19 protein-coding genes and 4 pseudogenes are annotated in these 25127 nt (G+C 60.4%); 14 read left to right on the top strand and 9 right to left on the bottom strand.

The features are described from left to right. Window positions 1–159: 159 nt before the first annotated feature. The 4 genes from ACIONG_RS08610 (at window position 160) to ACIONG_RS08595 (ending at window position 5127) form a co-directional block, all read left to right on the top strand. On the top strand, window positions 160–945 hold the full coding sequence (locus ACIONG_RS08610) for a hypothetical protein (RefSeq protein ID WP_401298207.1): 786 nt from the start codon (window positions 160–162) through the stop codon (window positions 943–945). A 141-nt stretch (window positions 946–1086) separates the two neighbouring features. Further along, window positions 1087–1578 (top strand): sigma-70 family RNA polymerase sigma factor, encoded by a 492-nt coding sequence (locus tag ACIONG_RS08605; protein WP_103306310.1) that lies wholly within the window; start codon window positions 1087–1089, stop codon window positions 1576–1578. A 40-nt stretch (window positions 1579–1618) separates the two neighbouring features. Beyond that, complete coding sequence (locus tag ACIONG_RS08600; RefSeq protein ID WP_401298203.1) at window positions 1619–2602, top strand: FecR family protein; 984 nt, start codon at window positions 1619–1621, stop codon at window positions 2600–2602. 98 nt (window positions 2603–2700) lie between these two features. Further along, window positions 2701–5127, top strand: coding sequence for a TonB-dependent siderophore receptor (locus tag ACIONG_RS08595; RefSeq protein WP_401298200.1), 2427 nt, complete (start codon window positions 2701–2703; stop codon window positions 5125–5127). A gap of 1043 nt (window positions 5128–6170) precedes the next feature. Here the strand turns inward: ACIONG_RS08595 and ACIONG_RS08590 are convergent. Continuing rightward, complete coding sequence (locus ACIONG_RS08590) at window positions 6171–7322, bottom strand: MFS transporter (protein WP_212809704.1); 1152 nt, start codon at window positions 7320–7322, stop codon at window positions 6171–6173. A gap of 242 nt (window positions 7323–7564) precedes the next feature. On the opposite strand from ACIONG_RS08590, the pseudogene ACIONG_RS08585 reads away from it, so the two are divergent. Next, window positions 7565–8546: pseudogene (locus ACIONG_RS08585) on the top strand (diaminopimelate epimerase). A 128-nt stretch (window positions 8547–8674) separates the two neighbouring features. Here the strand turns inward: ACIONG_RS08585 and codA are convergent. From codA to ACIONG_RS08560, 5 genes are all read right to left on the bottom strand, one after another. Then, window positions 8675–9922, bottom strand: a complete 1248-nt coding sequence (gene codA, locus ACIONG_RS08580) for a cytosine deaminase (RefSeq protein ID WP_103307326.1) — start codon at window positions 9920–9922, stop codon at window positions 8675–8677. A gap of 14 nt (window positions 9923–9936) precedes the next feature. Next, entirely contained in the window at window positions 9937–11208 is a 1272-nt protein-coding gene (gene codB / locus ACIONG_RS08575; protein WP_103307327.1) for a cytosine permease, read from the bottom strand. A gap of 306 nt (window positions 11209–11514) precedes the next feature. Further along, the gene (locus ACIONG_RS08570; protein ID WP_401298195.1) at window positions 11515–12327 is read right to left on the bottom strand and encodes an alpha/beta fold hydrolase; all 813 of its coding nucleotides are present in this window, start codon (window positions 12325–12327) and stop codon (window positions 11515–11517) included. 198 nt (window positions 12328–12525) lie between these two features. Then, a complete protein-coding gene (gene queD, locus ACIONG_RS08565; RefSeq protein ID WP_003223505.1) occupies window positions 12526–12882 on the bottom strand; it encodes a 6-carboxytetrahydropterin synthase QueD in 357 nt (118 codons plus the stop codon). Between the two features lie 85 nt (window positions 12883–12967). Next, on the bottom strand, window positions 12968–14047 hold the full coding sequence (locus ACIONG_RS08560) for a patatin-like phospholipase family protein (RefSeq protein ID WP_103307330.1): 1080 nt from the start codon (window positions 14045–14047) through the stop codon (window positions 12968–12970). 248 nt (window positions 14048–14295) lie between these two features. Between ACIONG_RS08560 and ACIONG_RS08555 the strand changes: the two genes are divergently transcribed. From ACIONG_RS08555 to ACIONG_RS08540, 4 genes are read left to right on the top strand one after another with little or no spacing between them, the layout of a single operon-like run. Beyond that, window positions 14296–14604, top strand: a complete 309-nt coding sequence (locus tag ACIONG_RS08555) for a PepSY domain-containing protein (protein WP_123529487.1) — start codon at window positions 14296–14298, stop codon at window positions 14602–14604. Continuing rightward, complete coding sequence (locus tag ACIONG_RS08550; protein ID WP_103307332.1) at window positions 14604–14915, top strand: PepSY domain-containing protein; 312 nt, start codon at window positions 14604–14606, stop codon at window positions 14913–14915. The genes ACIONG_RS08555 and ACIONG_RS08550 overlap by 1 nt, the downstream gene beginning before the upstream one ends. Window positions 14916–14918: 3 nt before the next feature. Continuing rightward, window positions 14919–15587 (top strand): response regulator transcription factor, encoded by a 669-nt coding sequence (locus tag ACIONG_RS08545; protein WP_315449260.1) that lies wholly within the window; start codon window positions 14919–14921, stop codon window positions 15585–15587. Next, a complete protein-coding gene (locus ACIONG_RS08540; protein WP_401298190.1) occupies window positions 15584–16897 on the top strand; it encodes a sensor histidine kinase in 1314 nt (437 codons plus the stop codon). Before ACIONG_RS08545 ends, ACIONG_RS08540 begins: the two co-directional genes overlap by 4 nt. A gap of 132 nt (window positions 16898–17029) precedes the next feature. Here the strand turns inward: ACIONG_RS08540 and ACIONG_RS08535 are convergent. Beyond that, a pseudogene (locus ACIONG_RS08535) lies at window positions 17030–17623 on the bottom strand (methyl-accepting chemotaxis protein); the annotation flags it as partial. Window positions 17624–17887: 264 nt separating this feature from the next. After that, window positions 17888–18856: pseudogene (locus ACIONG_RS08530) on the bottom strand (HAMP domain-containing protein); the annotation flags it as partial. A 754-nt stretch (window positions 18857–19610) separates the two neighbouring features. Here ACIONG_RS08530 and ACIONG_RS08525 point away from each other — a divergent pair. The 3 genes and pseudogenes from ACIONG_RS08525 (at window position 19611) to ACIONG_RS08515 (ending at window position 22807) form a co-directional block, all read left to right on the top strand. Continuing rightward, entirely contained in the window at window positions 19611–20930 is a 1320-nt protein-coding gene (locus ACIONG_RS08525; RefSeq protein WP_212809688.1) for a Na+/H+ antiporter family protein, read from the top strand. A gap of 194 nt (window positions 20931–21124) precedes the next feature. Continuing rightward, window positions 21125–21949 (top strand): annotated as a pseudogene (locus ACIONG_RS08520) (cache domain-containing protein); the annotation flags it as partial. Between the two features lie 36 nt (window positions 21950–21985). Continuing rightward, complete coding sequence (locus ACIONG_RS08515) at window positions 21986–22807, top strand: methyl-accepting chemotaxis protein (RefSeq protein ID WP_401298343.1); 822 nt, start codon at window positions 21986–21988, stop codon at window positions 22805–22807. A 61-nt stretch (window positions 22808–22868) separates the two neighbouring features. Here ACIONG_RS08515 and ACIONG_RS08510 read toward each other — a convergent pair whose 3' ends face one another. After that, on the bottom strand, window positions 22869–23804 hold the full coding sequence (locus tag ACIONG_RS08510; RefSeq protein ID WP_401298187.1) for a LysR family transcriptional regulator: 936 nt from the start codon (window positions 23802–23804) through the stop codon (window positions 22869–22871). Between the two features lie 113 nt (window positions 23805–23917). On the opposite strand from ACIONG_RS08510, the gene ACIONG_RS08505 reads away from it, so the two are divergent. Further along, window positions 23918–24403 carry a DMT family transporter gene (locus ACIONG_RS08505; RefSeq protein ID WP_103307339.1) on the top strand — a complete coding sequence of 162 codons (486 nt, stop codon included), beginning with the start codon at window positions 23918–23920 and terminating at the stop codon, window positions 24401–24403. 3 nt (window positions 24404–24406) lie between these two features. Continuing rightward, the gene (locus ACIONG_RS08500) at window positions 24407–24862 is read left to right on the top strand and encodes a DMT family transporter (protein WP_401298183.1); all 456 of its coding nucleotides are present in this window, start codon (window positions 24407–24409) and stop codon (window positions 24860–24862) included. Window positions 24863–25127: the final 265 nt, after the last annotated feature.

Here is a 25127-nt window from a genome sequence, read left to right as displayed (position 1 = left end):
CGTTCAGTCATTCAATGAATGATTGGCATACCGTATTCTCGAGCAAGCTCGTTTGTTCTGGGTTCTAGTTTTGTTTTTGTGTTTGTCGGCTCAAGAAACTATCGTCTGGCACGCTATAGGGAAGCACCTCACATTAAACGTTCAGGGAGATAGTCAATAATGAGTTCTGGGATTGACTGGAAGGGGGATGTATTGCCGCTCGTCAAACAATTTCTTGTTTGGTACATCGGAAAGCCCAGCAGGAACTTCATTACGATCGGGGTCGTTTTCTGGGTTCCAGGAATACTTGATCTGATGGCGATGGCTTTCCAGGGCATTCTGGCCTTGATCGGGCATGCAGCCGCGCCTGTGGTACAGGACGATTTCGGCCCCTCGAAAATGCTCGGCACTGTTTTCATTGCATTGGGGGTCGCAATGACGATTTTTGAGTGGAGCCAGCCTCATTCAACCAAGGCCAATCGACTGAGAATTGCCAAAGCCAGGGGGCGGGTTCAACAGCAGCAGACGCTGCGCACTACCTTCAAAAACATCAACGACGTCGATCTGCAAATCGCGTTCCAGGACGCCTGGGGGCCGGTCAATGCTGATTCCCAACAGATCCGTAACGTGTTGAATTATAAAAAAAGCAATCCGGGTCTGGCCATGGATCGTTTTATCAGAGGGATGGCATTAGTCAAAGCCGACGGTAGCTGGTTTGCGTTGCGTTCGCGGCTCACTCCGGTAGCGTTCTGGATTTACTTCATCCTGATGATGGTCGCTGTCTGCGCGGCTGGCATTTGCCTGATCGTCTTCGGCGCGTCGCTGTTTCATCCCGAGCTGAAGCTCATTCCTGTCGAGGCGAAAGGTACTTTGGCGGTCTTGGGGTTACTGATCGGTTATTCAGTGTTTTTGTTCAAGGAGTTGGTGCTTGAGCTCGGTGGTGCCGTCAATCTGGTGCGCATGTAATCCACGCCGCCTCGTTATTGCACATGCTGGTGGCTGTTAGCGTAGAAAAGACAAGTTCGTCGGTGGCGCGGAATAAATTGCCGGGCTTAATAGGAAGCATTACTATTCACACCCTTTCCTCAGCACGCCGCCCATACCCCCATGCGTCCCCGCAGACCCGGCTTTTTCGAGCATTACGAAGAGTTGATCGGCACCTGGACTCGCCGCCTGCGCAATCGCTCGCAGGCCGAGGATCTGGCGCACGACACCTTTGTGCGGGTGCTTGAGTCCGATTCGACGGCGGTGCAGCAGCCCCGGGCGTATTTGCATCAGACCGCACGCAATATCGCGGTCGATGGCTATCGGCGCGAGGATCGACGCAGTGCCATGGAGTCGGAGGCAATCGATCATGGTGAGTCGTCGTCCGGCGACCCGGAGCATTACATGCATGCGATCCAGCTGGCCGACTCCATCGAACGGGCGCTCGCCGAGCTGCCGGTCAATTGCCGGAAGATTTTCGTCTGGCAGAAGATCGAAGGCCTGACCCAGGCAGAAATCGCCGAACGCCTGGGGCTGTCCAAGAACATGGTCGAAAAGTATATGATCCGCACCCTGCGGCATCTGCGTGATCGCCTCGACGGGTTGCAGTCATGAGCGGCCGTGCTTTTTCATCCCCAGCCAAACAGGACATTCCATGATGGATACTCGTGATTGCGCGTGCGGGCAAACAACGGTGCGCGATGATGCGGCTCGCTGGTTTGTGCGTTTGCAGGAGTCGGCTGTCAGTGCCGACGAGCAGCTGCGCTTCGATGCCTGGCTGAATGAACATCCGCAGCACCGTGCCGAATTTCAGTTGTTGCAAGGTTTGTGGTCAGCGGCGGATCTGCTGCCGGCGCCACGGCTCAAAGCTCTTATCGATACGCCACCGAGCCGTCGCGAACGGCGTCCGCTGCTGCGCTACGCAGTGGCGGCCAGTGTGCTGGCGGTGGCGCTTGGGCTCGGGCTGTTCAGCGGTTTGAATCATCCGGGCGGCTACAGCGCCGAATTCGCCACGGCGCTGGGTGAGCGCAAGCATGTGGCGCTGCCGGATGGCTCGGTGATCGATCTGAACAGTCGCAGCCGCTTGCAGGTGCGCTTTGAGAAGGATCGCCGGCTGATCGAGCTGACTGAAGGCGAGGCGATGTTCAGCGTCCAGCACGACAGCGCCCGGCCCTTCGTGGTCGAGGCCGGCAGCGGCAAGGTCACGGTCACCGGCACGCGCTTCGATGTGCGCCGCGATGTCACGCAAACCCGGGTCGCGGTGGAGCAGGGCACGGTCAAGGTGCAGGGGCGTCATACGCCGGACAATGAGTTCATCAGCCTGACTGCGGGCCTTGGCAGCTATGTCGATGCGCAGGGCAAAGTCGCGGCAGCCTATGCGGTCAATCCGGCCGAACTGACGGCGTGGCGCGGCGGCAAACTGGTGTTCACCAACGCCAGCCTCAGCGAAGTCGCCGCCGAAGTGTCGCGTTATCGCGAAAAACCATTGACCGTCGCCAACCCGACCGTGGCCAATCTGCGCCTGACCAGCGTGTTCAAATCCGACAACACCGACGCCTTGCTCAAGGCGTTGCCGAGCATCCTGCCGGTGGCCGTTCGCACCCTCGCCGATGGCAGTCAGGAAATAATTTCAAAATAAAATTCAGGTTTTTTTCGAGTTCATCGTCTTCCTGTTCAACTGCAACTGGTTTGCATTAACAGCCGCACACTCTTGCGATCCACAGGACTACGTTCGACGTGAAAACCACCACTGCCAACAACAAGAAATCCCCTTGGTTGCCGCTGGCCCTCGCGCTGGCGGTCAACGCTGCCATGCCTCTGGCATACGCTGCCGACGCCATTCATATCCGCGCCCAGCCACTGGGCCAGGCCCTGAGCGAACTGGGTCAGCAGACTTCGCTGCAAGTGTTTTTCAGTCCCGATCTGGTCGCCGGTAAACAAGCCCCAGCGGTGGATGGCGACATCTCTCCGGAACAGGCGCTGCGCCAATTGCTGCAAGGCAGCGGTCTGGATTATCAGATCAACGAAGGGTCGGTGACCCTGTCGCCCGCGTCGACTTCCGCTGCCAGCAATGGCCCGCTGGAACTGGGCGTGACCGACATCAAAGTGGTCGGCGACTGGCTGGGCGACGCCAACGCCGCCGTGGTGCAGAACCACCCTGGCGCACGCACGGTGATCCGCCGCGAAGCGATGGTCGAGCAGGGCGCGATGAACGTCAGTGACGTGCTCAAGCGTGTGCCGGGCGTGCAGGTGCAGGACTCCAACGGCACCGGTGGCAGCGACATCTCCCTCAACGTCGGTGTGCGCGGCCTGACTTCGCGGCTGTCGCCACGCTCGACTGTGCTGATCGACGGCGTGCCGGCGGCGTTTGCCCCATACGGTCAACCACAACTGTCGATGGCGCCGATTTCCTCCGGCAACCTCGACAGCATCGACGTCGTCCGCGGCGCCGGGTCCGTGCGTTACGGGCCGCAAAACGTCGGCGGCGTGATCAACTTCGTCACTCGGGCCATTCCGGAAAAAACCACCGGTGAAATCGGCACCACGCTGGAAACCACTCAGTACGGCGGCTGGAAGCACATCGACACCGCATTCCTCGGCGGCACTGCCGATAACGGCATGGGCGTGGCGTTGCTGTACTCGGGCGTCAACGGCAACGGTTATCGCGAGCGCAATAACGGTAACGACATCGACGACGTGCTGCTCAAGACCCATTGGGCTCCGACCGATCAGGACGATTTCAGCCTCAATTTCCATTACTACGACGCCAGCGCCGACATGCCCGGCGGTCTCACGCAAAAGCAGTACGACGACAAACCGTACGACTCGGTGCGTGACTACGACCAATTCACGGGGCGGCGCAAAGACGTGTCGTTCAAGTGGATCCGCCAGATCGACGAACGCACCCAGGCAGAAATCCTCACCTACTACACCGACAGTTTCCGTGGCAGCACCATCGCCGCCCGCGACCAGAAAACCCTCAGCTCGTACCCGCGTTCGTACTACACGCTGGGTATCGAGCCGCGCGTATCGCGTGTCTTTGATGTCGGCCCGACCACGCAGGAAGTCAGCGTCGGTTATCGCTATCTGAAAGAGGCGATGCACGAGCAGTCGAGCCGTGTGGCGCTGGTCAACAATCAGCCGGTGCTCACACCAACGTCCGATGGCCATGTGTTCCAGGACCGCACGGGCGGCACCGAAGCCAACTCGGTCTACATCGACAACAAGATCGACGTCGGCAACTGGACGATCACGCCGGGTATTCGCTTTGAACACATCAGCACTGACTGGCACGATCGCGCCGTGCTCGATACGGCGGGTAAACCGGTTCAGGAGAAAAACCGCAGCATCGAAAGCAACGAACCGCTGCCGGCGCTGAGCGTGATGTATCACCTGTCGGATGCGTGGAAGCTGTTCGCCAACTACGAAACGTCGTTTGGCAGCCTGCAGTATTTCCAGCTGGGGCAGGGTGGCTCGGGCGACCAGACGGCCAACGGTCTTGAGCCGGAAAAGGCCAAGACTTACGAGATCGGTACGCGCTACAACGATGACGTGTGGGGCGGGGAAGTGACGCTGTTCTACATCGACTTCGATGACGAACTGCAATACATCAGCAACGATGTGGGTTGGACCAATCTGGGTGCGACCAAGCACCAGGGGATTGAGGCGTCGGTGCATTACGATATGGCGGCGCTGGATCCGCGTCTGGATGGCTTGACTGCGAATGCCGGTTTTACTTACACCCGCGCGACGTATGAAGGCGAGATTCCGGGGTTCAAGGGGCGTGATCTGCCGTTTTATTCGCGTCAGGTGGCGACGGTTGGTTTGCGGTATGACGTGAATCGCTGGACTTACAACATTGATGGGTTTGCCCAGTCGAAACAGCGTTCGCCGGGTACCGGGGTGAATGCTGATGGCAGCTTTAACGGCAATTACATCACTGACGGCACGGCGGATGGGCAGTACGGCGATATTCCGGGGTATGTGACCTGGAACGTGCGCGGGGGGTATGACTTTGGGCCTCAGGTTTCTAACTTGAAGTTGGGGGCGGGGGTGAAGAACGTTTTTGATAAGCAGTACTTTACGCGTTCGAGCGATAACAATTCGGGGATGTATGTGGGGGCGCCTCGGACGTTCTTTGTTCAGGCTAGTGTTGGGTTTTGATTGGGGGCATATCCGTTGTTTTTTTTGGGGCGGCTTAGGGTTCCGCCCTTACGGCGGGTCACTTTTTCCAGACGCCGAAAAAGTAACCAAAAAGGCTTTACCCTGACGTACGGCCCTCGCTGTGGCTCGGGTTCCTTCGCTGCGGGATCGATCCGGGGGTCATCGCCTCCGGTTTGCTTCGCTGCACCTCCTCTCGATGTGCTTGGCTTCGCCAAGCGGTCGCTGCGCTCCCACCCCGGATCAATCCCTCCGCTCAGCCTTCCGACGGGCGCTGAAGATCAAGAGCGGTACTCGAGCTAACGCTCATTGTGTTGAGTGGTGGAGATCAAGAGCGGTACTTGAGCTAACGCTCATTGTGTTGATTGGTGAAGATCAAGAGCGGTACTTGAGCTAACGCTCATTGTGATGGCTGGTGAAGATCAAGGGCGGTACTTGAGCTAGCGCTTATTGTGTTGAGTGGTGAAGGTCAAAAGCGGTACTTGAGCTAGCGTTCATTATGTTGAGTGGTGAGAAGCGTGCGGTCGGCTTGGGTTTTGTGGTGGGTTTGCCCCTCACCCCAGCCCTCTCCCTAAGGAGAGGGAGCCGATTTGTGAATCTTTCAGAATCTGAGTTCGACTCGGTATTTCAAGTCGGCGTAGCTCTCCCAAACACCTCGGTCAGTCCCCTCTCCGTCCGGGAGAGGGCTAGGGTGAGGGGCTCTTGATCTGGCCTTTGATCTGGCTCTTGATCTTGATCCTCAGGCCCATCGGCAGGCCGAGCGGAGGTGTTCATCCGGGGTCGGCGCGCAGCGCCGTTTGGCGAAGCCAAACACATCGAGAGGAGGTGCAGCGCAGCAAACCGGAGGCGATGCCCCCGGATGGACACCGTAGCGAGGGAACACTGAGCCTAGGCGAAGTGCCGTACGTCAGGGAGCAGCCCTTTTGGTTACTTTTGGGGCGTTTGCCAAAAGTGACCCGCCGTAAGGGCGGAACCCTAATCAGCAACACCCGCAGCACCGGATATGCTCACAACCCCAAACCCCAAACCCCAACCCACCCAACGATTCAGACCCTCAACACCTTCCCACCAATAGCCACCGCCACCAGCAACACCGCCATCAGCCCGAAAGCAAAACTCAAACTGCTCGCATGCGCAACAAACCCAATCACCGCCGGCCCCGCCAGAATCCCCGCATAACCCAACGTCGTAATCGCCGGCACCGCAATACTCTCCGGCATCACCGTCTGCTTGCCCACTGCCGTATACAGCACCGGCACGATATTCGAGCATCCCGCACCGACCAGCGCATAACCGACCAGCGCGGCTTCCCAGCTCGGCGCGAACGTCGCCAGAAACAGCCCGGCCGCGGCCAACAGACCGCCAAACAAAATGATCCGCGTCGCACCGACAATCCGCACAATCCGGTCACCCATCAAGCGCCCAGCCGTCATGGTCAGGGCAAATGCCGCGTAACCCAACCCCGCATACGCCGTGTCGATCCCACGTTCCTGCGCCAGAAACACCGCACTCCAGTCCAGCGCCGCGCCTTCGGTGAGGAACACGATGAAGCACATCCCACCGATAAACAGCACGATGCCGTGAGGCACCGCGAACGCCGGGCCCGAGCTTTCACTGCCGTAGGGCAACATGTGCGGCACGCATTTGAACAACGCGGCAATCAGCACGGCCACCACCACCAGCATCGCACCCAGCGGTGACAGGCCGAGGCCGAGCAGGGCACTCACGCCCGCCGCGCCGACAATCCCACCCAGACTGAACAAGCCGTGAAAGCCCGACATCATGTTCTTGCCGCTGGCGCGCTCGACGATCACCGCTTGCAGGTTCACCGTCGAATCCACCGTGCCGAGCCCGGCGCCGAACATGAACAGCGTGGCGATCAGCGCCGGGATCGACGACACCGTCGCCAGCAATGGCAACGCCGCGCAGATCAGCAAGGTGCCACCGGTGGCGACCCGACGACAGCCGAACCGTGTCGCAAGAATCCCCGCCATGGGCATCGCCAGAATCGAACCGACCCCCAGACACAAAAGCAACAGACCCAACGTGCCCTCATCGAGCCCGGCCCGGGCCTTGGCGTACGGCACCAGTGGCGCCCACGCGGCAATGCCGAGTCCGGCGATGAAGAAGGCGATGCGCGTAGACATCTGTTGCAGGCGTCCGGGGACGAAGGTGTCTTGGGAGGTGAGGCTGGTCATATCAATCCTTGGCAAAAAACATCGCGTCCCCGAAGGACAGTGATTGTGCGTCGAGGTTCGATCGCAGGTCTCGGGGCTGTGCAGTCGACATCCTAACCTGTGGGAGCGAGCCTGCTCGCGAATGCGGTATTTCAGTCAGAAAAAATGTTGCCTGACCCCGCGCTTTCGCGAGCAGGCTCGCTCCCACAACGGATTGCGTTTTACAGTGGCGCCTTTGGATATTCGAAAACGAGAGCCGGTTCATGACGCAGTTCTACGATGCACGGGGCAATATCTATGGCGTGGTTTTCGCCCGAAGCGCTGCGCGGGGCAGGTATCGATCTGGCCTCGAGTGCCACTGCTTGCGCAGCGTCGCGTCAGTCGTGGAGCAGGGCTGCAATCAAACTCTGCTGTGACTGGCCCGAAGGCCAGCGGCCCGCGAACAGCAAATCCCACCGCAGTGACGGCCTGCTGATCGGCCCTTTCCAGACCTCGCCGCCCTTTGATGTGTTGATCGTCAACACCGACGGCACGCTTGCCGAGCGCAGTGGCAACGGCCTTACGATTTTTTCTCAGGCGCTGACCGAGCAAGGCTTACTGCCGGAGGAGGACTCGCTGTTGCGCGTGCATCATGACAAGGGTCAACCGGTGGAGACCTCGGTGAAACCTGCCGAGGTAGAAGGGGTAAAAGGTTTTTGGCTGGATCTCGGTCAGCCCAGTTTCGGGCCGTTTTGCGTGGGCGCGCAGAACGTCGAAAGCGTCGACTTAAACGGTCGGGAGGTGAGTCATGTGCAACCCTTGGCGCAACTCGATCCCGCATGGACCCACAGCCAGTTCGTACGCATCGGCAATCCGCATTGCGTGACACTGCTCGGCGACAAGACCGCGTTGCCCACTAACGAGAGAATGCGTGAATCACCACTGAACGAAGACCTGACCCGAATCGCCTACGCCATGCCGACCGGCGCCGGACAACCCTGCCCGGCGGGCATCAATCTGCAATGGGCCGTGCGCGAATCAAAGCAACGGATCGTCGCGCGCGTGTTTGAGCGCGGCGAAGGTCCGACGGCGTCCTCCGGCACCAGCGCCAGCGCAGTGGCCTCGGCCGCGTGGCGGGTCGGTTGGGTCGATGCAGGAGAGGTGCAGGTTGTAATGCCAGGTGGCACTGCGCCGATTTTGCTTGAGGAAGAGCAGGGGGAATTAGTGCGAGTCAGATTATTCGGTACGGCTCAGTTGATGAGCTGAACTCCAGGCCGCCATCGCTGGCAAGCCAGCTCCCACAGGGTTTGTATTGAACATGGGCTTCCTGTCCATCACAAATCATTGTGGGAGCTGGCTTGCCGGCGATAAGGCCGTAAGCCCCGACAACATTTTCAGCTCAGATTGGTACTGAACTCCACCACCGGCATCTGCCGTTTCATCAACACCTCACCACCACGAATCGAATACAGCGGCAGGCCCTGGCTGCGGATCACCTCGTAATCGCTGTCCGCCGACAGAATCAGCAGGTTCGCCGGGCGGCCTTGTTCCAGCCCGTAACGCTCGCCCAGGTGCATGGCTTTGGCGCTGTTGTCGGTCACCAGATCCAGCGCACTTTGCAGGTTGCGGTAGCCGAGCATGTGGCAGATGTGCAGCCCGGCTTCGAGCACGCGCAGGATGTTGCCGTTGCCCAGCGGGTACCACGGATCGACGATGGAATCCTGGCCGAAACACACGTTCATCCCGGCTTCGAGCAGCTCGTTGACGCGGGTCACGCCACGGCGTTTCGGGAAGTTGTCGAAGCGTCCTTGCAGGTGAATGCTCTCGGTCGGGCAGGACACAAAACTGATCCCGGAATGGCCGAGAAGACGGAACAGTTTTGCGCAGTAGGCGTTGTCGTAAGAGCCCATCGCCGTGGTGTGGCTGGCGGTGACGAGGGCGCCCATGTCACGGCTGCGCGCTTCTTCGGCGAGCACTTCGAGAAAGCGTGAATGCGGATCATCGGTTTCGTCGCAATGCACATCGACCAGGCAACCGGTGCGTTCGGCCAGGTCCATCAGGAACTTCACCGAGCTGACGCCTTGATCACGGGTGTATTCGAAATGCGGGATCCCGCCAACCACGTCGGCGCCCATGCGGATCGCTTCTTCCATCAGCTCACGGCCGTTGCGGAACGACTCGATGCCTTCCTGCGGGAACGCGACGATTTGCAGGTCGATCAGGTGACGGCTCTCCTCGCGCACTTCGAGCATGGCTTTGAGTGCGGTGAGTTGCGGGTCGGTGACATCGACATGCGTGCGCACATGCTGGATACCGTGGGCGGCCAGGGTCTGAATGGTTTTCTTGGCGCGGGTCTTGGTGTCTTCTTCGGTGATGGTGACCTTGCGCTCGCCCCAGCACTCGATGCCTTCGAACAGCGTGCCGCTCATATTCCAGCGCGGCTCGCCGGCGGTGAGGGTGGCGTCGAGGTGGATGTGCGGTTCGACGAAGGGCGGCACTACCAGGTTGCCGCCGGCGTCGAGGTCGTCTGGGCCCAGGGTAGGGGCCTCGGTCTGGCGGGCGATGCTGCGGATCAGCCCGTCTTCAAGGTGCAATTCGTGCAAACCGTCCTGGTTGCGCAGTCGGGCGTTGATGATGTGCATCAGGCGAATCCTTCTTATAGGTCTTGTAGTGGCGCGCTGGCGCGGCGGGCGCCGAGCAGGCCGGTGACGATGACATACGTTAGCGCGGCAGCGGCAATGCCTACCAGCGGCGCGACCCACGGCGAACTGAACGCGGCAACCGTGCCGACCCCGTAAGCCCCGAGTCCCGGCCAGTTGAACGCCGGCAGCCGTGCGTCGGCCAGGCGCGGATAGTGGCCGCGCCAGCGATAGAAAAAGTCGGCCATGATCACCCCGCCAATCGGTGGAATCACCGTACCAAGCAAAATCAGATACGGCACCAGCATGTCGTACATGCCCAACAGCGCGAGCAGGGTGCCGATCACTGCGCCGGCGAGGGTCACGGTTTTACGTCGGCCGGTGCGCAGCAGGTTGCAGCCAGCGACGGCGAAGTTGTAGATGGTGTTGTCCTGAGTGCTCCAGATGTTCAGCAACAACATTGCCATCGCGGCCATGGCGAAACCTTGCAGCAGCAACACTTCAACCACATCCGGCTGCTGATAGACGATGGCGCCGTACGCGCCGATCAGTACCATCAGACCGTTGCCGATGAAAAAACCGATCAGGCTGGCCAGCACCGCCACCCGCGCCGAGCGCGAGAAACGCGTCCAATTGGTCGCTTGCGTGGCTCCGCTGACAAAGGTGCCGAACACCAGGGTGATCGCGGTCGACCAGTCCAGCGAACCGCTCGGCACGACGCTGAGCAAACCTTCGAAGCCACCGACCTTCACCGTCGCCACCCACATCGACAGCATCAGCAGCAACATCATCGCTGGTACCGCGATATACGACAGAATCTCCAAACCGCGATAACCGACGTACGCCGTGGCGCAGAACACCAGGCCAAAGAGCACCATCAGGCCGAGCACGGTGCCTTCATCCAGATCAAAATATTTGCCGAGCACGACCGCTGCCGTCGCGGTGCCCCAGGCGTACCAGCCGATCTGGGTGAAGCCGAGGATCAGGTCACTGAGCTTGCTGCCGACCTCACCGAAGCAGAAACGCCCCATCAGCACCGAGTTGAGGCCGCTTTTGAAAGCGATGTAACCCAAACCTGCCGCGTACAAACCTAGCAGCAGATTGCCGACGATGATCACCGCCATCATCTCGCCGAAACTGAAGGCCACGCCGAGCTTGCCGCCGGCAAACATGGTCGCGGTGAAAAATGTGAATCCCAGTAACACCATGGCGGTGGAGGCCAGGCCTTTTCGCGCGTGCATCGGGACTTCGCTGAGGGGGTAATCGTTGCCGGGATCGTTCTGCGTCATGGGGCGGTCCTTTGCGGGAGAGGGAAGACGCGGGGGAGGTTGCAGTGGTCGTGCCAAACCGGGAGTTGCGGGTATGTATAGACGAGACAGCGATATTCGGCCCGAAAGCGGTGCACTTGAACACACAGAAGCCCCATGCAGGAGCTGCCAAAGGCTGCGATCTTTTGATTGATCGTTCCCACGCTCCGCGTGGGAATGCAGCCCGGGACGCTCCGCGTCCCACTCCAAAGCCGAACGCGGAGCGTCCGTTGAGGCATTCCCACGCAGAGCGTGGGAACGATCGGTGTCAGGGGCGTTTGGGAGCTGTCAGAGAAAGCGCAGCAGGGCGGCGACGATGGCTTCGGGGGCGTCTTCCTGGACGAGGTGCCCGGCGTTGGCGATGGGGTGGAACTGTGATCCGGGGATCATCTGATGCAAGGCACGACCCCGTTCGATGGGAATCCACTGATCGTCTTCACCCCAGAGAATTTGCACCGGGCATCGGATGCTCGGGTACAGGGTTTCGGCCTCACGGGTGTAACGCTCGTCCATCTGCGCAATCTGCCGATAGAACGCCGCTTGCCCCGGATCGCCAAGCCACGGCTGCATGTAGGGCGCCATTTCCTCATCGGGAATATCGCGATGAATCGCCCCGCGAATGTAGGTCGGTACGATGGCGCGCTGGATGTAGTCGGGCAATCCACTGAACGCCGCTTCATGCTGGCGCACATGCTGCACGAACGGTGAGCCCCAGGGTGTCAGCGCCACCGGATCGATCAGCGTCAGGCTGCGGTAATCCTTGCCGTTGAGCAGGTGCGTGCGCAGGGCCGTGGCACCACCAAAATCATGGGCGACGACATCGGGGTTCTGGATATTCCAATGATCGAGCAACTGCGCCAACAGCTCGTTCTGCACGCCGAGGGACACGTCGGCGTCCGGTTGTTCAGAACGCCCGTAGCCGAGCAGATCAAAATAATGCACTCGATGTGTGGCGATAAAGTGCGGGGCGATCCGGTGCCACACATACGACGAAAACGGCGTGCCATGCACAAATACCAGCGGTGGACCGTCGCCGCGCACGGCATGGCGTACTTGTCGCCCGTTGAAGGTAAAGACCTGATCCAGCAGCCAGTCCGTCATGGGCCTGTCCTCTTGGCGGGTGGAGAGCCAAAAAGCATAGGCATAAAAAAACAGCCGTGAAGGCTGTTCTCTGGCAAAACACCAATCCCTTGTAGGAGTGAGCCTGCTCGCGATAGCGGTGTATCAGCCGACATCCATGTTGAATGTCAATCCGCTATCGCGAGCAGGCTCACTCCTACAATGGGTATTAGCGTTGCGTTATTCGCCGCGATAGATGCAACCGCTGGTGCAAGTCTCGTGAATGCGGATTGCGCTCAGTTCTGGCAACAGCGGCTTCATTTCATTCCAGATGAATTTGGCCAGCACTTCGCTGGTCGGGTTTTCCAGGCCGGGAATGTCGTTCAGGTAGTTGTGATCCAGACGCTCGTACAGCGGCTTGAAAATCGCCTTGATCTCGGAGAAGTCACGGATCCAGCCGGTGTGCGGATCGAGGTCGCCGCTCAGGTGAATCGCCACTTTGAACGAGTGACCGTGCAAACGCCCGCACTTGTGGCCGTCCGGGACGTGCGGCAGGCGGTGGGCGGATTCGAAAGTAAACTCTTTGAAGATTTCCACAGTGATTTCGGCTCTGTTCAGATGGCGTTCGCCGCAGCGATTCGGGCAGGCGGCGAGTTTACCAGAGCTCTGCGCAAAACACTGACTAAAGGGTCAGCAAGCGCTCGGCGAGGCGACCGTTGGCAGCCAGTTCCAAAAACTCATCGCCCAGTCGGCGGCTCTCGTCCATCGCCGCGTGCCAGTATTTCTGTCGGCTCGGCGCATCGCCCATGAAACGCTTGAAGTCGTTACGGTCGGGCAGTTTGCCGTAGGGCAGGCGCGCCAGATATTCCTTCGACGGCGCGAGCAGCAGCACATCCTGCAAGCGCTCGGTCGAGGCGCGGCGCCACGGCAGGGTCTTGTCGAACCAGCCCGGAATCACCCGGTCGGTGAAATGCGGATAGAGCACGATGCCGTCGCCGCTGTAGGGCAGGTCGAGGTGATAGTCGAGCAGACCGCCATCGCGGAACGTTCCGACCCCGGCGCCGGGCAGGTCGCGCACGCCTTCCATGACCATCGGAATCGAGCCCGAGGCCAACAGCGCCTGACGCAGATTGCCGGCATTCAGGGCAACGAAGCGCGACGGGAAGTCGTTCAACGCATGCACCGGCGGCGCCAGGCGCGGATCGTGGATGATCAGCCGTTCGAAGTGCCGCGACAGCCGCGCGCGGCCCCGCAAGTTGTCGGCGATCACCGATCCCAGCGCCAGCCCGAGGCGACCGCGATGATCGTCAGCGAGGCGGCCCTGGCTTTTGACCACCATGATGTTCAACCGGTAATCGGCGTTGCTCAGGATGCTCGCGTCGCGGCCATCGAGCAGGTCATTGAGCATGCGCTGCGAGCTCTGGCTGATCTCGGCCATGGTCACGCCTTTGTTGAAGTTCTGCTCGGCATACAAGTGCCCGAGACGACGGATGCCTTCGGCGGCGTCCGGCAGGCAGGCGCTGGCGAAGCGCCAGGAACCGACCGACGCACCGATCAGCGAACGCTCGCGCGGCGCGCTCGGCAGCCATTCACCGAACAGTGCCAGATCCAGCCCCTGAATCCCCAACGCCTTCGGCCCACCGGCCGCGCCGGGCAAGGTGCCGACATCGGCAGCGTTGAGGCCTTGGGCACGAATCCGCGCCATGGCCCGCGGGCCGGCCTTGAGGGTGAGGGCAGGGAACTTGATGTGGATGGCGGTCATACCGGTCTCGATCGTTAGCAAGCGAACAATTATAAGCACATGTTGCAAAACCTTGTAGGAGTGAGCCTGCTCGCGATAGCGGTGTGTCATTGAGCAATGATGCGTCTGATACACCGCCATCGCGAGCAGGCTCGCTCCTACAGAGGGCATATGTGTTGAGGCAGAGCAATGATGGCCATTCAGTTTCAGTTAAGTTCATCCCGTTAAGGTGCCCACCGTACGCAACACATAAAAATTACGGAGACACCATGAAAACCCTGACTGCCCTGTCCCTCGCCTCGATCATCGGCCTGACCGCCAGCCTCGCCCATGCACGCGATCTGGGGCCGGATGAAGCCCTGCGTCTGCGCGACGCTGGTACTATCGTCTCCTTCGAGAAGCTCAATGCCACGGCACTGGCCAGACACCCGGGTTCGACGATTACCGAAACCGAGCTGGAAGAGGAGTACGGCAAGTACATCTACCAGGTCGAAATGCGTGATCCGCAGGGGCTGGAGTGGGATCTGGAATTAGACGCGGTCAGCGGGCAGGTTCTCAAGGATCATCAGGATACGTAATGAAGGTTAATGTTCGCGCCACCAGCTCTACTGCGTTGGCGTTCGTGATTTTTTGCTCGGCGGCGATGGCCCGCGATCTCGATCAGGACGAAGCCCTGAAGCTGCGTGAGCGCGGAGTGATTTTGCCGCTGGAGCAAGTGCTGCAGCAGGCCATGGATCGCTATCCGGGTGCAAAACTGCTGGAAGTCGAGCTGGAAGAAAAACACGACGTCTACATTTATGAAGTCGAGTTGCTGACCGTCGAAGGTGTCGCCCGTGAGCTGCACCTTAAGGCCGATACCGGTGAACTCGTAAAAGACAAGGAAGATTGATCGATGCGCTTGCTTCTGGTGGAAGACCACGTGCCGCTGGCTGACGAATTGATCGCCGGCCTGCAACGCCAAGGCTACGCGGTGGATTGGCTGGCCGACGGTCGTGATGCGGTGTATCAGGGCAGCAGCGAGCCCTATGACCTGATCATCCTCGACCTCGGCCTGCCCGGCGTGCCGGGGCTTGAGGTGCTGGCGCAGTGGCGTGCGGGCGGTCTGGCGATTCCGGTGCTGATCCTCACCGCACGCGATTCCTGGGCCGAGCGCATCGAAGGTTTGAAGGCCGGCGCCGATGATTACCTGACCAAACCGTTCCACCCCGAAGAACTGCACTTGCGGGTTCAGTCGCTGCTGCGCCGCTCCAAGGGCCAGGCCAATCAACCGACGCTCAAGGCTGCCGGCTTGCATCTGGACGAGGGCCGTCAGTGCGTGACCCGCAACGGTGCCGACATTCAACTGACCGCCGCCGAATTCCGTCTGTTGCGTTATTTCATGCTCCATCCGGAGCAGATCCTCTCCAAAAGCCACCTCGCCGAACACCTCTACGACGGCGAGACCGAACGTGACTCCAACGTCCTCGAAGTCCACGTCAACCACCTGCGCCGCAAGCTCGGAAAAAGCGTGATCGAAACCCGTCGCGGCCAGGGTTACCTGTTCGGCGGGCAAGCTTCGTGAGGTCAATCCAGCGCCGTTTGAGCCTGGGGTTGATCAGCGTGATGGTGGTCGTCGGCGTGGTGCTGGCGCAAACCAGCCTGTGGTTGTTCGAAGTGGGGTTGCAGCGCTATCTCGAAGCCGGCTTGCGCAACGACAGCGAAAGCCTGCTGGTGGCACTGGTGCGCGGTCCGCAGGGTTTGCAACTGGATGAGCGACACCTGTCGCCGGCCTATCAGCGGCCGTTTTCCGGGCATTACTTCCGTATAGATTTTGCTGAAAGCCACTGGCGTTCGCGTTCGTTGTGGGATCAGGATCTGCCATTGCTGGAAACGCCCGGCCTGCACAGCAATCTGCAATTGGGCCCGGACGGTCAGCAGTTGCTGGTGCTGCGTTCGGATTATCGACGCTTGGGCCAGTCAATTTCGATCAGCGTTGCGCAGGATTACACCCCGGTGCGCGAGAGTTTCCAGCGTATGCGCCAGCTCGGCCTCGGTCTCGGTCTGGCCGGATTGCTGCTGATTCTGTTTTTGCAACGGCTGACCGTGCGCCGCGCGTTGAAACCGCTGGAAAAGGCCCGCGAGCAGATTGTGCAATTGCAGCAGGGCCAGCGTTCGCAACTGGATGATCAAGTGCCGGTGGAGCTGGAGCCGCTGGTGGCGCAGATCAACCATCTGCTCGCACACACTGAAGACAGCCTCAAGCGTTCGCGCAATGCGCTGGGCAATTTGGGGCACGCGTTGAAAACGCCGTTGGCGGTGTTGCTGAGTCTGGCGTCGAGCGAAAAACTCGAAGGCCATCCCGAGCTGCGCAAGATCCTCAAAGAACAACTGGAGCAAGTGCAGCAACGGCTCAATCGCGAACTGAACCGTGCGCGACTGTCCGGTGATGCGCTGCCCGGCGCTTTGTTTGACTGCGATGCAGAACTGCCGGGATTGCTGGCGACGCTGAACATGATCCATGGCGAACACCTGGCGCTGAGTTACGTCGCGCCGACAGGTCTGCAGTTGCCATGGGATCGTGAGGATTTGCTGGAGCTTTTGGGCAACCTGCTGGACAACGCCTGCAAATGGGCAGATGCCGAGGTGCGCTTGAGTGTGATTGAGCGTACGGACGGTTATGCCCTGAGCGTGGAAGATGACGGGCCGGGAATTCCCGCGGATCAGCGCGCTCAGGTGTTCAGTCGCGGGACGCGGCTGGATGAGCAGACCCATGGGCATGGCCTGGGATTGGGCATTGTGCGCGACATTGTCGACACGTGGGGCGGGTTGCTGGTGCTGGGCGAGAGTGAGTGGGGCGGGTTGAAGGTGGTGATCGAGTTGCCCAAACGCTGATCACCCAAACACCACCAATCCCTTGTGGGAGCGAGCCTGCTCGCGAATGCGGCGGGTCAGACACATCATCGTTTACTGACACACCGCTTTCGCGAGCAGGCTCGCTCCCACATTGGGTTTTGCAATGGGCCGTCAGACCCGAAACTGATCCATCAGACTCTGCTGCTGATTTGCCAGGCTATTAAGCGACTGACTCACCCGCGCCGATTCATTCGCCTGCCCGGACAACGACTCCGTCACATCACGGATCGTCGCCACGTTGTTATTGATCTCCTCAGCCACCGCGCTCTGTTCCTCGGCCGCACTGGCGATCTGCAGGTTCATGTCGCTGATCACCGTCACCGCATCACCGATCTGGCGCAGTGCAGTGACCGCTTGGCCGACCTGTTCGACGCTGCCCTGCGCCTGACGATGGCTGTTGCCCATCGAACCGACCACATCCTGCGTGCCGTTTTGCAGTTGCTCGATCACCTGACGGGTTTCTTCCACCGACTCTTGCGTGCGGCGGGCGAGGTTACGCACTTCGTCGGCAACCACAGCAAACCCGCGTCCGGCTTCACCGGCACGTGCCGCTTCAATCGCGGCATTGAGCGCCAGCAGGTTGGTCTGCTCGGCGATGGCGCGGATGGTTTCCAGCACGGCGCCGATCTTCTCGCTGTTGGCGGCCAGGCCTTCGACCTGGATCATCGCCGCGCTCATGTCAGCGGCGAGGGTGTCGATGCTGGCGGTGGTGCGGTCGATCACGGTCAGACCCTGACGGGTGGCGCGGTCGGCATCCTTGGCCGCTTCGGCAGCCTGGGCGGCGCTGCGGGCGACGTCCTGCGCGGTGGCGCTCATCTCGTGGGAGGCAGTAGCGACTTGGTCGACCTGGCGGTATTGCTGTTCCATGCCGGCGCTGGTCTGGGTGGCGATGGCCGAGGACTGATCGGCCGTGTTGCGCGCGTCCTGCACCGAGCGTTTCACCTCAGCGATGATCGGCTGCAACTTGTCGAGGAACTTGTTGAACCAGCCGGCCAGTTGCCCGAGCTCATCCTTCTTGTCGTAGGCCAGACGTCGGGTCAGATCTCCTTCGCCGCTGGCGATGTCTTCGAGCATGTTGGCCACGCCGAGGATCGGTCTGGTCACGCTGCGCGCCATCAGCCACACCAGCAACAGACCGATAAGCGCAGCCAGCACACCGAGGCTCAACTCGATCAGGGTGCCCGAGTTGTTGCTCGCGTCCAGTTGCTGCTTGAGCGCTTCGGCGCGTGCCACCAGGACTTTTTCCGGCACATCCAGCAACACCGCCCACGACGGACCGCCGGGAATCGGCTGGAACGGCGACAGCACTTTCAACTGGCCGTTGCTGTGCAGGCTGGAAACGCTGGTGCTGGAGGTCAGTTGACGCAGCAGTTCGGCGCCGCTGGTGGTGTCGACGGTGTCCAGACGCTTGCTCAGTTTGCTCGCGTCCGGGCTGTAGCCGGCGAGCAGGCCGACCGGGCTGATGATGCTCACGGCGGTCTGGCCGTCGTAGAGCTTTTTGCTCGCGTTCTGGCTGATCGATTGCAGGCTGTTGAGGTTGATGTCGACCGACAGCGAGGCAATCACTTTGCCGTTGACCATCAGCGGGAAGACGATGCTGGTCATCAGCACGTTCTGGCCGTCGATCACGTAGAAGTACGGTTCGATTACGCACGGTTTGAGCGTGGTGCGCGGGCAGGTGAACCAGGCGTTGGCCGCCTGACCGCTGGGGCCGGTGCTGGTGTCAGCCATGTCGCTTTCCGGCAGGGCCATCGAGGTGATTTTGCCGGGCGTCGGTTGCGACCAGTACAGGGCGAAACGGCCCTTGTCGTTGCTGCCCAGTTCCGCTTGCCCGGCGAACAGTTCGTCCTTGCCGTCCAGTGCGTTGGCTTCGAACACCAGCGACAGGCCGAGCAGGTCGGGGTTGGCTTGCAGCGCGGACTTGACCTGACGGGTCATGTCTTCGCGCAGGTCGAAGGCGTCGAGGAAGCGTTTCTCGGCCTGTTCCCGCAGGAACAGCACCTGACGCGAGAAACCGTGACCGTACTGGTAGGCGTCCATGAACTGCTGACGAATGCCGGCGGCTTGCACTTCGCCCTGGGATTCGATGCGCGCCTGCGCCGATTCGGTGAGCATCTCCATGCTGGAGGCCTTCACCAGCTCGGAGCTGTGCTCCATGCGGTACAGCGAAAGACCCACCAACAGGGTCACGATACCGGCCAGGCAAAGCCCGGCGAGCAGGGTGATTTTCCATTGGATGGAAAGTTGTCTGAGCGACATGGAGACGTCCTTATTCGATAAATATCTGAGACTTTGCACTGTAACGGCCGTGTTTCGGCTTTCTTTATCTTTGAAACACAATATGGCGAATTGCCGCATGCGCAGGCTGGAAACCCTGTTTGTGGTAAACACAAAACCTGTGGTGAGGGGATTTATCCCCGACCGGCTGCGCAGCAGTCGCAAAACTCGCCAATGCGGTGTGTCTGTAAGAATGCAGGGGGGCGGCTTCGCCACCCATCGGGGATAAATCCCCTCACCACAAAGATTGTGCCTGGCCCTGGATAATGGGCAGTTGTTTTGACACCGCCGCCACTCTGCGGCACAGTGCGCGCCCTTCTAATAAGACCCTCTTTGCAAATCCGCCGGTGAACCGTTGGCGGACTCATCCTGTCTGGCGGTGATTTTTCCACCGCAGTGTTTTTGAGGTAGTGAAATGAATGCAGTGATTGCTGCGGTCGGCGTCATGCTGATCCTCAGCCTGTCCCGCGTGCACGTGGTGATCGCCTTGATCGTCGGTGCATTGGTCGGCGGCCTGACCGGTGGCCTGGGCATCGACGCCACGCTCAAGGCGTTCAACAGCGGCCTGGGCGGCGGCGCGACGGTGGCGTTGTCCTACGCGTTGCTCGGCGCTTTCGCCGTGGCGATTGCCAAGTCGGGTTTGGCCCACGCGCTGGCCGACAAGGCCCTGGCGATGGTCGATCGTCAGCACAGCACCGGTGGCGGCAGCGTCAAATGGCTGCTGATCGGTCTGTTGTGGGTGGTGGCGATTGCCTCGCAGAACATCCTGCCGATCCACATTGCGTTCATTCCGCTGCTGGTGCCGCCGCTTCTCTATGTGCTGACCAAGCTGCAACTGGACCGTCGCTTGATTGCCTGTGTCATGACCTTTGGCCTGATCACGCCGTACATGGTGTTCCCGGTCGGCTTCGGCAATATCTTCCTCAACCAGATTTTGCTGGCCAACGTCAGCAAGGCTGGCGTCGACATCAGTCAGATCAACGTCATGCACGCCATGGCGATTCCTGCGCTGGGCATGGTCTTCGGCCTGTTGATGGCGGTGTTCTTCAGCTATCGCAAAAAGCGCGTTTACGACCTGGAGAAGATCGAGCAGGTCGAGCAAGTCAGCGTGGCCTACAACCCGCGCACCATCGGCATTGCCGGTCTGGCTATCGCGGCGGCGTTCATTATTCAGTTGCTGCTGGACTCGATGATTATCGGTGCGCTGGCCGGTTTCCTGATTTTCTCGGCGTCGGGCATCGTCAAATGGCGCGAGACGGATGACCTGTTCACCGAAGGCATGAAAATGATGGCGATGATCGGCTTCATCATGATCTCCGCCTCGGGTTTCGCCGAAGTGCTCAAGGCGACCGGTGAAGTGCGTTCGCTGGTCGAAAGCGCGGCGGCGTGGATCGATCACAGCCAGGCGATCGGTGCACTGTTGATGTTGCTGGTGGGGTTGATGGTGACCATCGGCATCGGCTCGTCGTTTTCCACGGTGCCGATTCTGGCGGCGATTTTTGTGCCGCTGTGCGTGCAACTGGGTTTCAGCCCGATGGCCATCGTGTGCATCGTCGGCACTGCCGGGGCGTTGGGCGACACTGGTTCGCCGGCCTCGGATTCTACCCTGGGCCCGACCTCCGGTTTGAACGTTGACGGCCAGCATCACCACATCTGGGACACCGTGGTGCCGACCTTCCTGCACTACAACCTGCCGCTGCTGGCATTCGGCTGGGTGGCCGCGATGGTCCTCTAAACACCGCAACCTGTGGGAGCTGGCTTGCCAGCGATAGCGTCGGAACAGGCAATATCCATGTGTCTGACACACCGCCATCGCGGGCAAGCCCGCTCCCACAGGGTCATGAGGTGCCCGCTCGACTCAACTTTTGCTTTGGTGTGCCGTTAAAGCCTTTAACCACGCCAATAAAACCAAAAGAGTGAGCCCCCGAAATGCGCTTGAGTCTCAAGGCCAAAGTCCTGTCCCTTGCCGTCCTCCCGGTATTGCTCTTCGCGCTGGTCATCAGCCTGACCACGCTGTTCATCCTCCAGGAACAGGCGCACAAAGAGGTCGAACAGACCCGCGACCGCCTGCTCGGCGACGCCAAAGCCACTCTGCAAAGTTACGTCGCCGTGGCCATGACCACGATCAAACCACTTTACGATGCCGCCGCCCCCGGTGACGCCGAGGCGCGTGCGCAAGCGATCAAGCTGCTCTCGGGCATTCGTTATGGCAAGGACGGCTACTTCTTCGGCTACGACTCCGAGACCGTGCGCCTGTTCAAGGCCAATGATCCTGAAGGCGTGGGCAAAAGCTTCAAGGACAACCGCGACCCGAACGGCGTCTACGTCAATCGCGGTCTGGTCAGCGTGGCCAAGGACGGCACTCACTATCTGCAATACAGCTCGCCGTTGCCGGGCAACGCGCAGGTGCTGGTGCCGAAACTCGGTTACACCGAATACCTGGCGAAGTGGGACATGGCTGTCGGTACGTCGGTGAATCTCGACGGCATCGAAGCGCAAGTCGCGCTGGTGGAAGCGCAGGTACAGGAACGCATGCAAGGCGTGGTGCTGAGCATCGTCGGTGTGGCCGTGGTGGTGCTGTTGGTGATTGCAGCGGCGGGCATGTTGCTGGCCAATACTATCCTGCGTCCACTGACTCTGATGAAAGCCAACCTCGACGACATCGCGGCAGGCGAGGGCGATCTGACCCGGCGTCTGAACATCACCAGCCAGGACGAACTCGGCGAACTGGCCGGCTCGTTCAACCGTTTCGTCGACAAGATTCACGGTCTGGTGCGGCAGATCACCGAGATGACCACGCAACTGACCGGATTGGTGACGCAGGTGTCGGATCAGGCCCAGCGTTCGGATCAGGCCATGGAGCGTCAACGCCACGAGACCGATCAGGTGGCCACGGCGATCAACGAAATGTCCGCCGCCGCCCAGGAAGTCGCCAAGAGCGCACAGAACGCCGCCGTCGCTGCCCAGCAGACCGATGAGGAAGGCCAGAGCGCGAAACGTGTGGTGGCCGGCAGCATCAAACAGATTCATGCGCTGGTCGATGACATCCGCAGCAGCGGTGTGTCGCTGGACAGTTTGCAGCAGGACGTCAGCTCGATTGTCGGCGTGCTCGGGGTGATTCGTTCGATTGCCGAGCAGACCAATCTGCTGGCACTGAACGCGGCGATCGAAGCGGCACGGGCCGGTGAAGCCGGGCGCGGGTTTGCGGTGGTGGCCGATGAGGTGCGGGCGCTGGCCAGTCGTACGCAGATCAGCACTCAGGAAATTCAGGGGATGATCGATCGCTTGCAGGCGGGCACGCAGTCGGCGGTCGAGGCGATGCGTCGGTCCAGTGAGGCGGGTGACGGGACGTCGGCGCAGGCCAATCAGGCAGGGGCGTCGCTGGATGCGATGGCGGAATTGATTGCGACGATCAACTCGATGAACGCGCAGATTGCCAGCGCGGCGGAAGAGCAGACGGCGGTGGCCGAAGAGATCAATCGCAGCGTGCATCAGATTGCGGTGGCGGTGGACAGCGTGGCGGATGAGACGCAACAGGGCGCGCAGACGTCGCGTAGCCTGGCGGAGCTGGGGCAACGACTTGGCAAACTGGTGGGGCAGTTCCGGATCTGACGCGATTTGTCGCCTTCACAAAACCCCTGTGGGAGCTGCGGTGATTGTTGCGCTCGATCCATTACGGTCTGTCCCAATAGGGCACTTCGCCAAAGCATTCGATAAAGAAATCAATCACCGTCCTTACCTTCACCGACAACCGCCGGCTCCCCGGCCACAACACCGCAATTTGCTGTGGCTCCAGACTGTTCGATACCTGATAGTCCCCCAGCACCGGCACCAGCGTGCCTTCGCGCACCGCCTCACCAATCAGCCACGACGGAAACATCACCAGCCCCAGGCCTTGCTCGGCGGCTTGGGTGAGGGTGTCGGCGTGGTTGCCGGTGATCGGGCCTCGCACCGAATACGGCGTCCAGTCTTCCTGACCCCGACGGAAAAACCAGCGCTGCTGGCCGGTCGCGCCTTTGTAGGCCAGGCATTGGTGCTGCGCCAGCTCTGCGGGGTGTTGCGGCGTGCCGTAACGTTTCAGGTACGCCGGGCTTGCCGCGACCTGAAAGCGGTGCGGCGCCAGGATCCGCGCCTGCATGCTCGAATCGTGCAACGGGCCGATGCGAAACAGCAGATCCGCGCCTTCCTGTAGCGGATCGACGTAATGGTCGGTCTGCTGAATATCCAGTTGCAGCTTCGGATAACGAGCGCACAGCTTGCCCAGCCATGGCGTCAGATGCCGTTGACCGAACACCACCGGTGCGTTGATGCGTACGAGACCCGTGGGTTCACTTTGCTGTTCCTGCAACGCCTGTTCGGCTTCCTCCAATTGCACCAGCACCAGCCGCGCATGGTGACCGAGCATGCGCCCGGCTTCGGTGGGCGTCACGGCGCGGGTGTGGCGGTAGAGCAATTGCTGGTTCAGCGCCTGCTCCATCAACTGGATCTGCCGGGAAATCGAAGAGGGCGCGACACCTTCGCGGCGGGCGACTTCGGAAAAACTGCCGTGGTCGAGCACCGCGACAAACAGCCTGAGTGCCTTGAATCCGAGTTCGTTGAGCCCGTGCATTAACCATCCTGCTGTGCGGGTTGCGCAAAAGTGTTGTCCGGATGCTCCCATTTATCGCACAGCTGCGCCAGTCGATAATCCGCGCCATCGTTTACTTGAGTGGAATGTTGTTTATGCAGACGTTGGATGAGGTGAGTGTCAGCGCACCGGTTTCGAAATCGGGATTGCGCCTGTTGTTGCTGCCGCTGGTGATTCTGGCGGGCATGGGCTTGTCGGTTGAGGCGGGGTTGCTCGGGCCGTTGGGTGTGCAGGTCGGGCATCTGTGGGCGACCTTGAGCATCTTTGGGGTCGGTTCGGCGATTCTGTTTTTGCTGTTGTTGTTCGCTGGCCCGCAAAAAGGCCCGGCACTGACTGATCTGCCGCGTTGGCAGTTGATCGGTGGGTTTCTCGGGCCGATGTATGTGGTGGTGCTGACGTTGGCGACGCCGCATATCGGCATTGCGATGACGATGATCGCGATTCTTTCCGGGCAGGTTGGCAAGAGTGTGTTGATTGACCATTTCGGCTGGTTCGGGGCGACGCGCAAGAAGGTCAACGCTGAGCGGTGGCTGGCGTTGGCGTTGATTGTGGCGGCACTTGTTTTGATTGCGCGGGGGTGAGTGATGAGTCTGGTTATTTTGTTGGCGGTGGTGGTGTTGGCTGGCGCGGTGTTGAGTGTGCAGGCGGCGATCAATGGGCGGTTGGGTGAGAGCGTTGGGGTGTTGCGCAGTAGTTTGTTGACGTTTGTCGTGGGGGCGGTGATCACCGGGTTGTTGATTTTGTTTTTTGAGCCGGCGCATGCGGTGAGTTTGTTGGATGTGCCGAAGTGGCAGCTGACTGGGGCGTTATTTGGGGTGGTGTACATGATGGTGATGGTGGGGGCGGTGCCTGTGGTGGGGACGGCTGTGGCGACGGTGGCGGTAATTGTCGGGCAGTTGGGGATGGGGATGTTGATTGATAATTTTGGTTGGTTGGGGAATCCGGCGATTGAGCTTTCCTCTAGTCGGGTTTTGGCAATGGGGTGTTTGGGGTTGGCTTTGGTTTTTATGTATCGCAGTAGTTCGCGTGCTGCTGAGTGATTTGGGTTTTGGGGGCATATCCGTTGCTGCGGTTATGGCGGCTTAGGGTTCCGCCCTTACGGCGGGTCACTTTTTCCAGACGCCGAAAAAGTAACCAAAAAGGCTTTACCCTGACGTACGGCCCTCGCTGTGGCTCGGGTTCCTTCGCTGCGGGATTGATCCGGGGGGCATCGCCTCCGGTTTGCTGCGCTGCACCTCCTCTCGATGTGTTTGGCTGCGCCAAACGGTCGCTGCGCTCCCACCCCGGATCAATCCCTCCGCTCAG

The organism is Pseudomonas sp. NPDC087817 (assembly GCF_044742875.1).
Taxonomy (GTDB): domain Bacteria; phylum Pseudomonadota; class Gammaproteobacteria; order Pseudomonadales; family Pseudomonadaceae; genus Aquipseudomonas.
The sequence above is the reverse complement of the archived record's forward strand: the minus strand, read 5'-3'. Positions and strand labels throughout refer to the sequence as shown.

What these genes read in the sequence shown, in the direction of transcription:
- ACIONG_RS08570 (WP_401298195.1), bottom strand. Translation starts at nt 12,327, where the DNA reads ATGACGGACTGGCTGCTGGATCAGGTCTTTACCTTCAACGGGCGACAA.
- ACIONG_RS08600 (WP_401298203.1), top strand. Translation starts at nt 1,619, where the DNA reads ATGATGGATACTCGTGATTGCGCGTGCGGGCAAACAACGGTGCGCGAT.
- codA (WP_103307326.1), bottom strand. Translation starts at nt 9,922, where the DNA reads ATGCACATCATCAACGCCCGACTGCGCAACCAGGACGGTTTGCACGAA.
- ACIONG_RS08555 (WP_123529487.1), top strand. Translation starts at nt 14,296, where the DNA reads ATGAAAACCCTGACTGCCCTGTCCCTCGCCTCGATCATCGGCCTGACC.
- ACIONG_RS08605 (WP_103306310.1), top strand. Translation starts at nt 1,087, where the DNA reads ATGCGTCCCCGCAGACCCGGCTTTTTCGAGCATTACGAAGAGTTGATC.
- ACIONG_RS08510 (WP_401298187.1), bottom strand. Translation starts at nt 23,804, where the DNA reads ATGCACGGGCTCAACGAACTCGGATTCAAGGCACTCAGGCTGTTTGTC.
- ACIONG_RS08545 (WP_315449260.1), top strand. Translation starts at nt 14,919, where the DNA reads ATGCGCTTGCTTCTGGTGGAAGACCACGTGCCGCTGGCTGACGAATTG.
- ACIONG_RS08525 (WP_212809688.1), top strand. Translation starts at nt 19,611, where the DNA reads ATGAATGCAGTGATTGCTGCGGTCGGCGTCATGCTGATCCTCAGCCTG.
- ACIONG_RS08500 (WP_401298183.1), top strand. Translation starts at nt 24,407, where the DNA reads ATGAGTCTGGTTATTTTGTTGGCGGTGGTGGTGTTGGCTGGCGCGGTG.
- ACIONG_RS08610 (WP_401298207.1), top strand. Translation starts at nt 160, where the DNA reads ATGAGTTCTGGGATTGACTGGAAGGGGGATGTATTGCCGCTCGTCAAA.
- ACIONG_RS08560 (WP_103307330.1), bottom strand. Translation starts at nt 14,047, where the DNA reads ATGACCGCCATCCACATCAAGTTCCCTGCCCTCACCCTCAAGGCCGGC.
- ACIONG_RS08505 (WP_103307339.1), top strand. Translation starts at nt 23,918, where the DNA reads ATGCAGACGTTGGATGAGGTGAGTGTCAGCGCACCGGTTTCGAAATCG.
- ACIONG_RS08550 (WP_103307332.1), top strand. Translation starts at nt 14,604, where the DNA reads ATGAAGGTTAATGTTCGCGCCACCAGCTCTACTGCGTTGGCGTTCGTG.
- ACIONG_RS08515 (WP_401298343.1), top strand. Translation starts at nt 21,986, where the DNA reads ATGACCACGCAACTGACCGGATTGGTGACGCAGGTGTCGGATCAGGCC.
- codB (WP_103307327.1), bottom strand. Translation starts at nt 11,208, where the DNA reads ATGACGCAGAACGATCCCGGCAACGATTACCCCCTCAGCGAAGTCCCG.
- ACIONG_RS08590 (WP_212809704.1), bottom strand. Translation starts at nt 7,322, where the DNA reads ATGACCAGCCTCACCTCCCAAGACACCTTCGTCCCCGGACGCCTGCAA.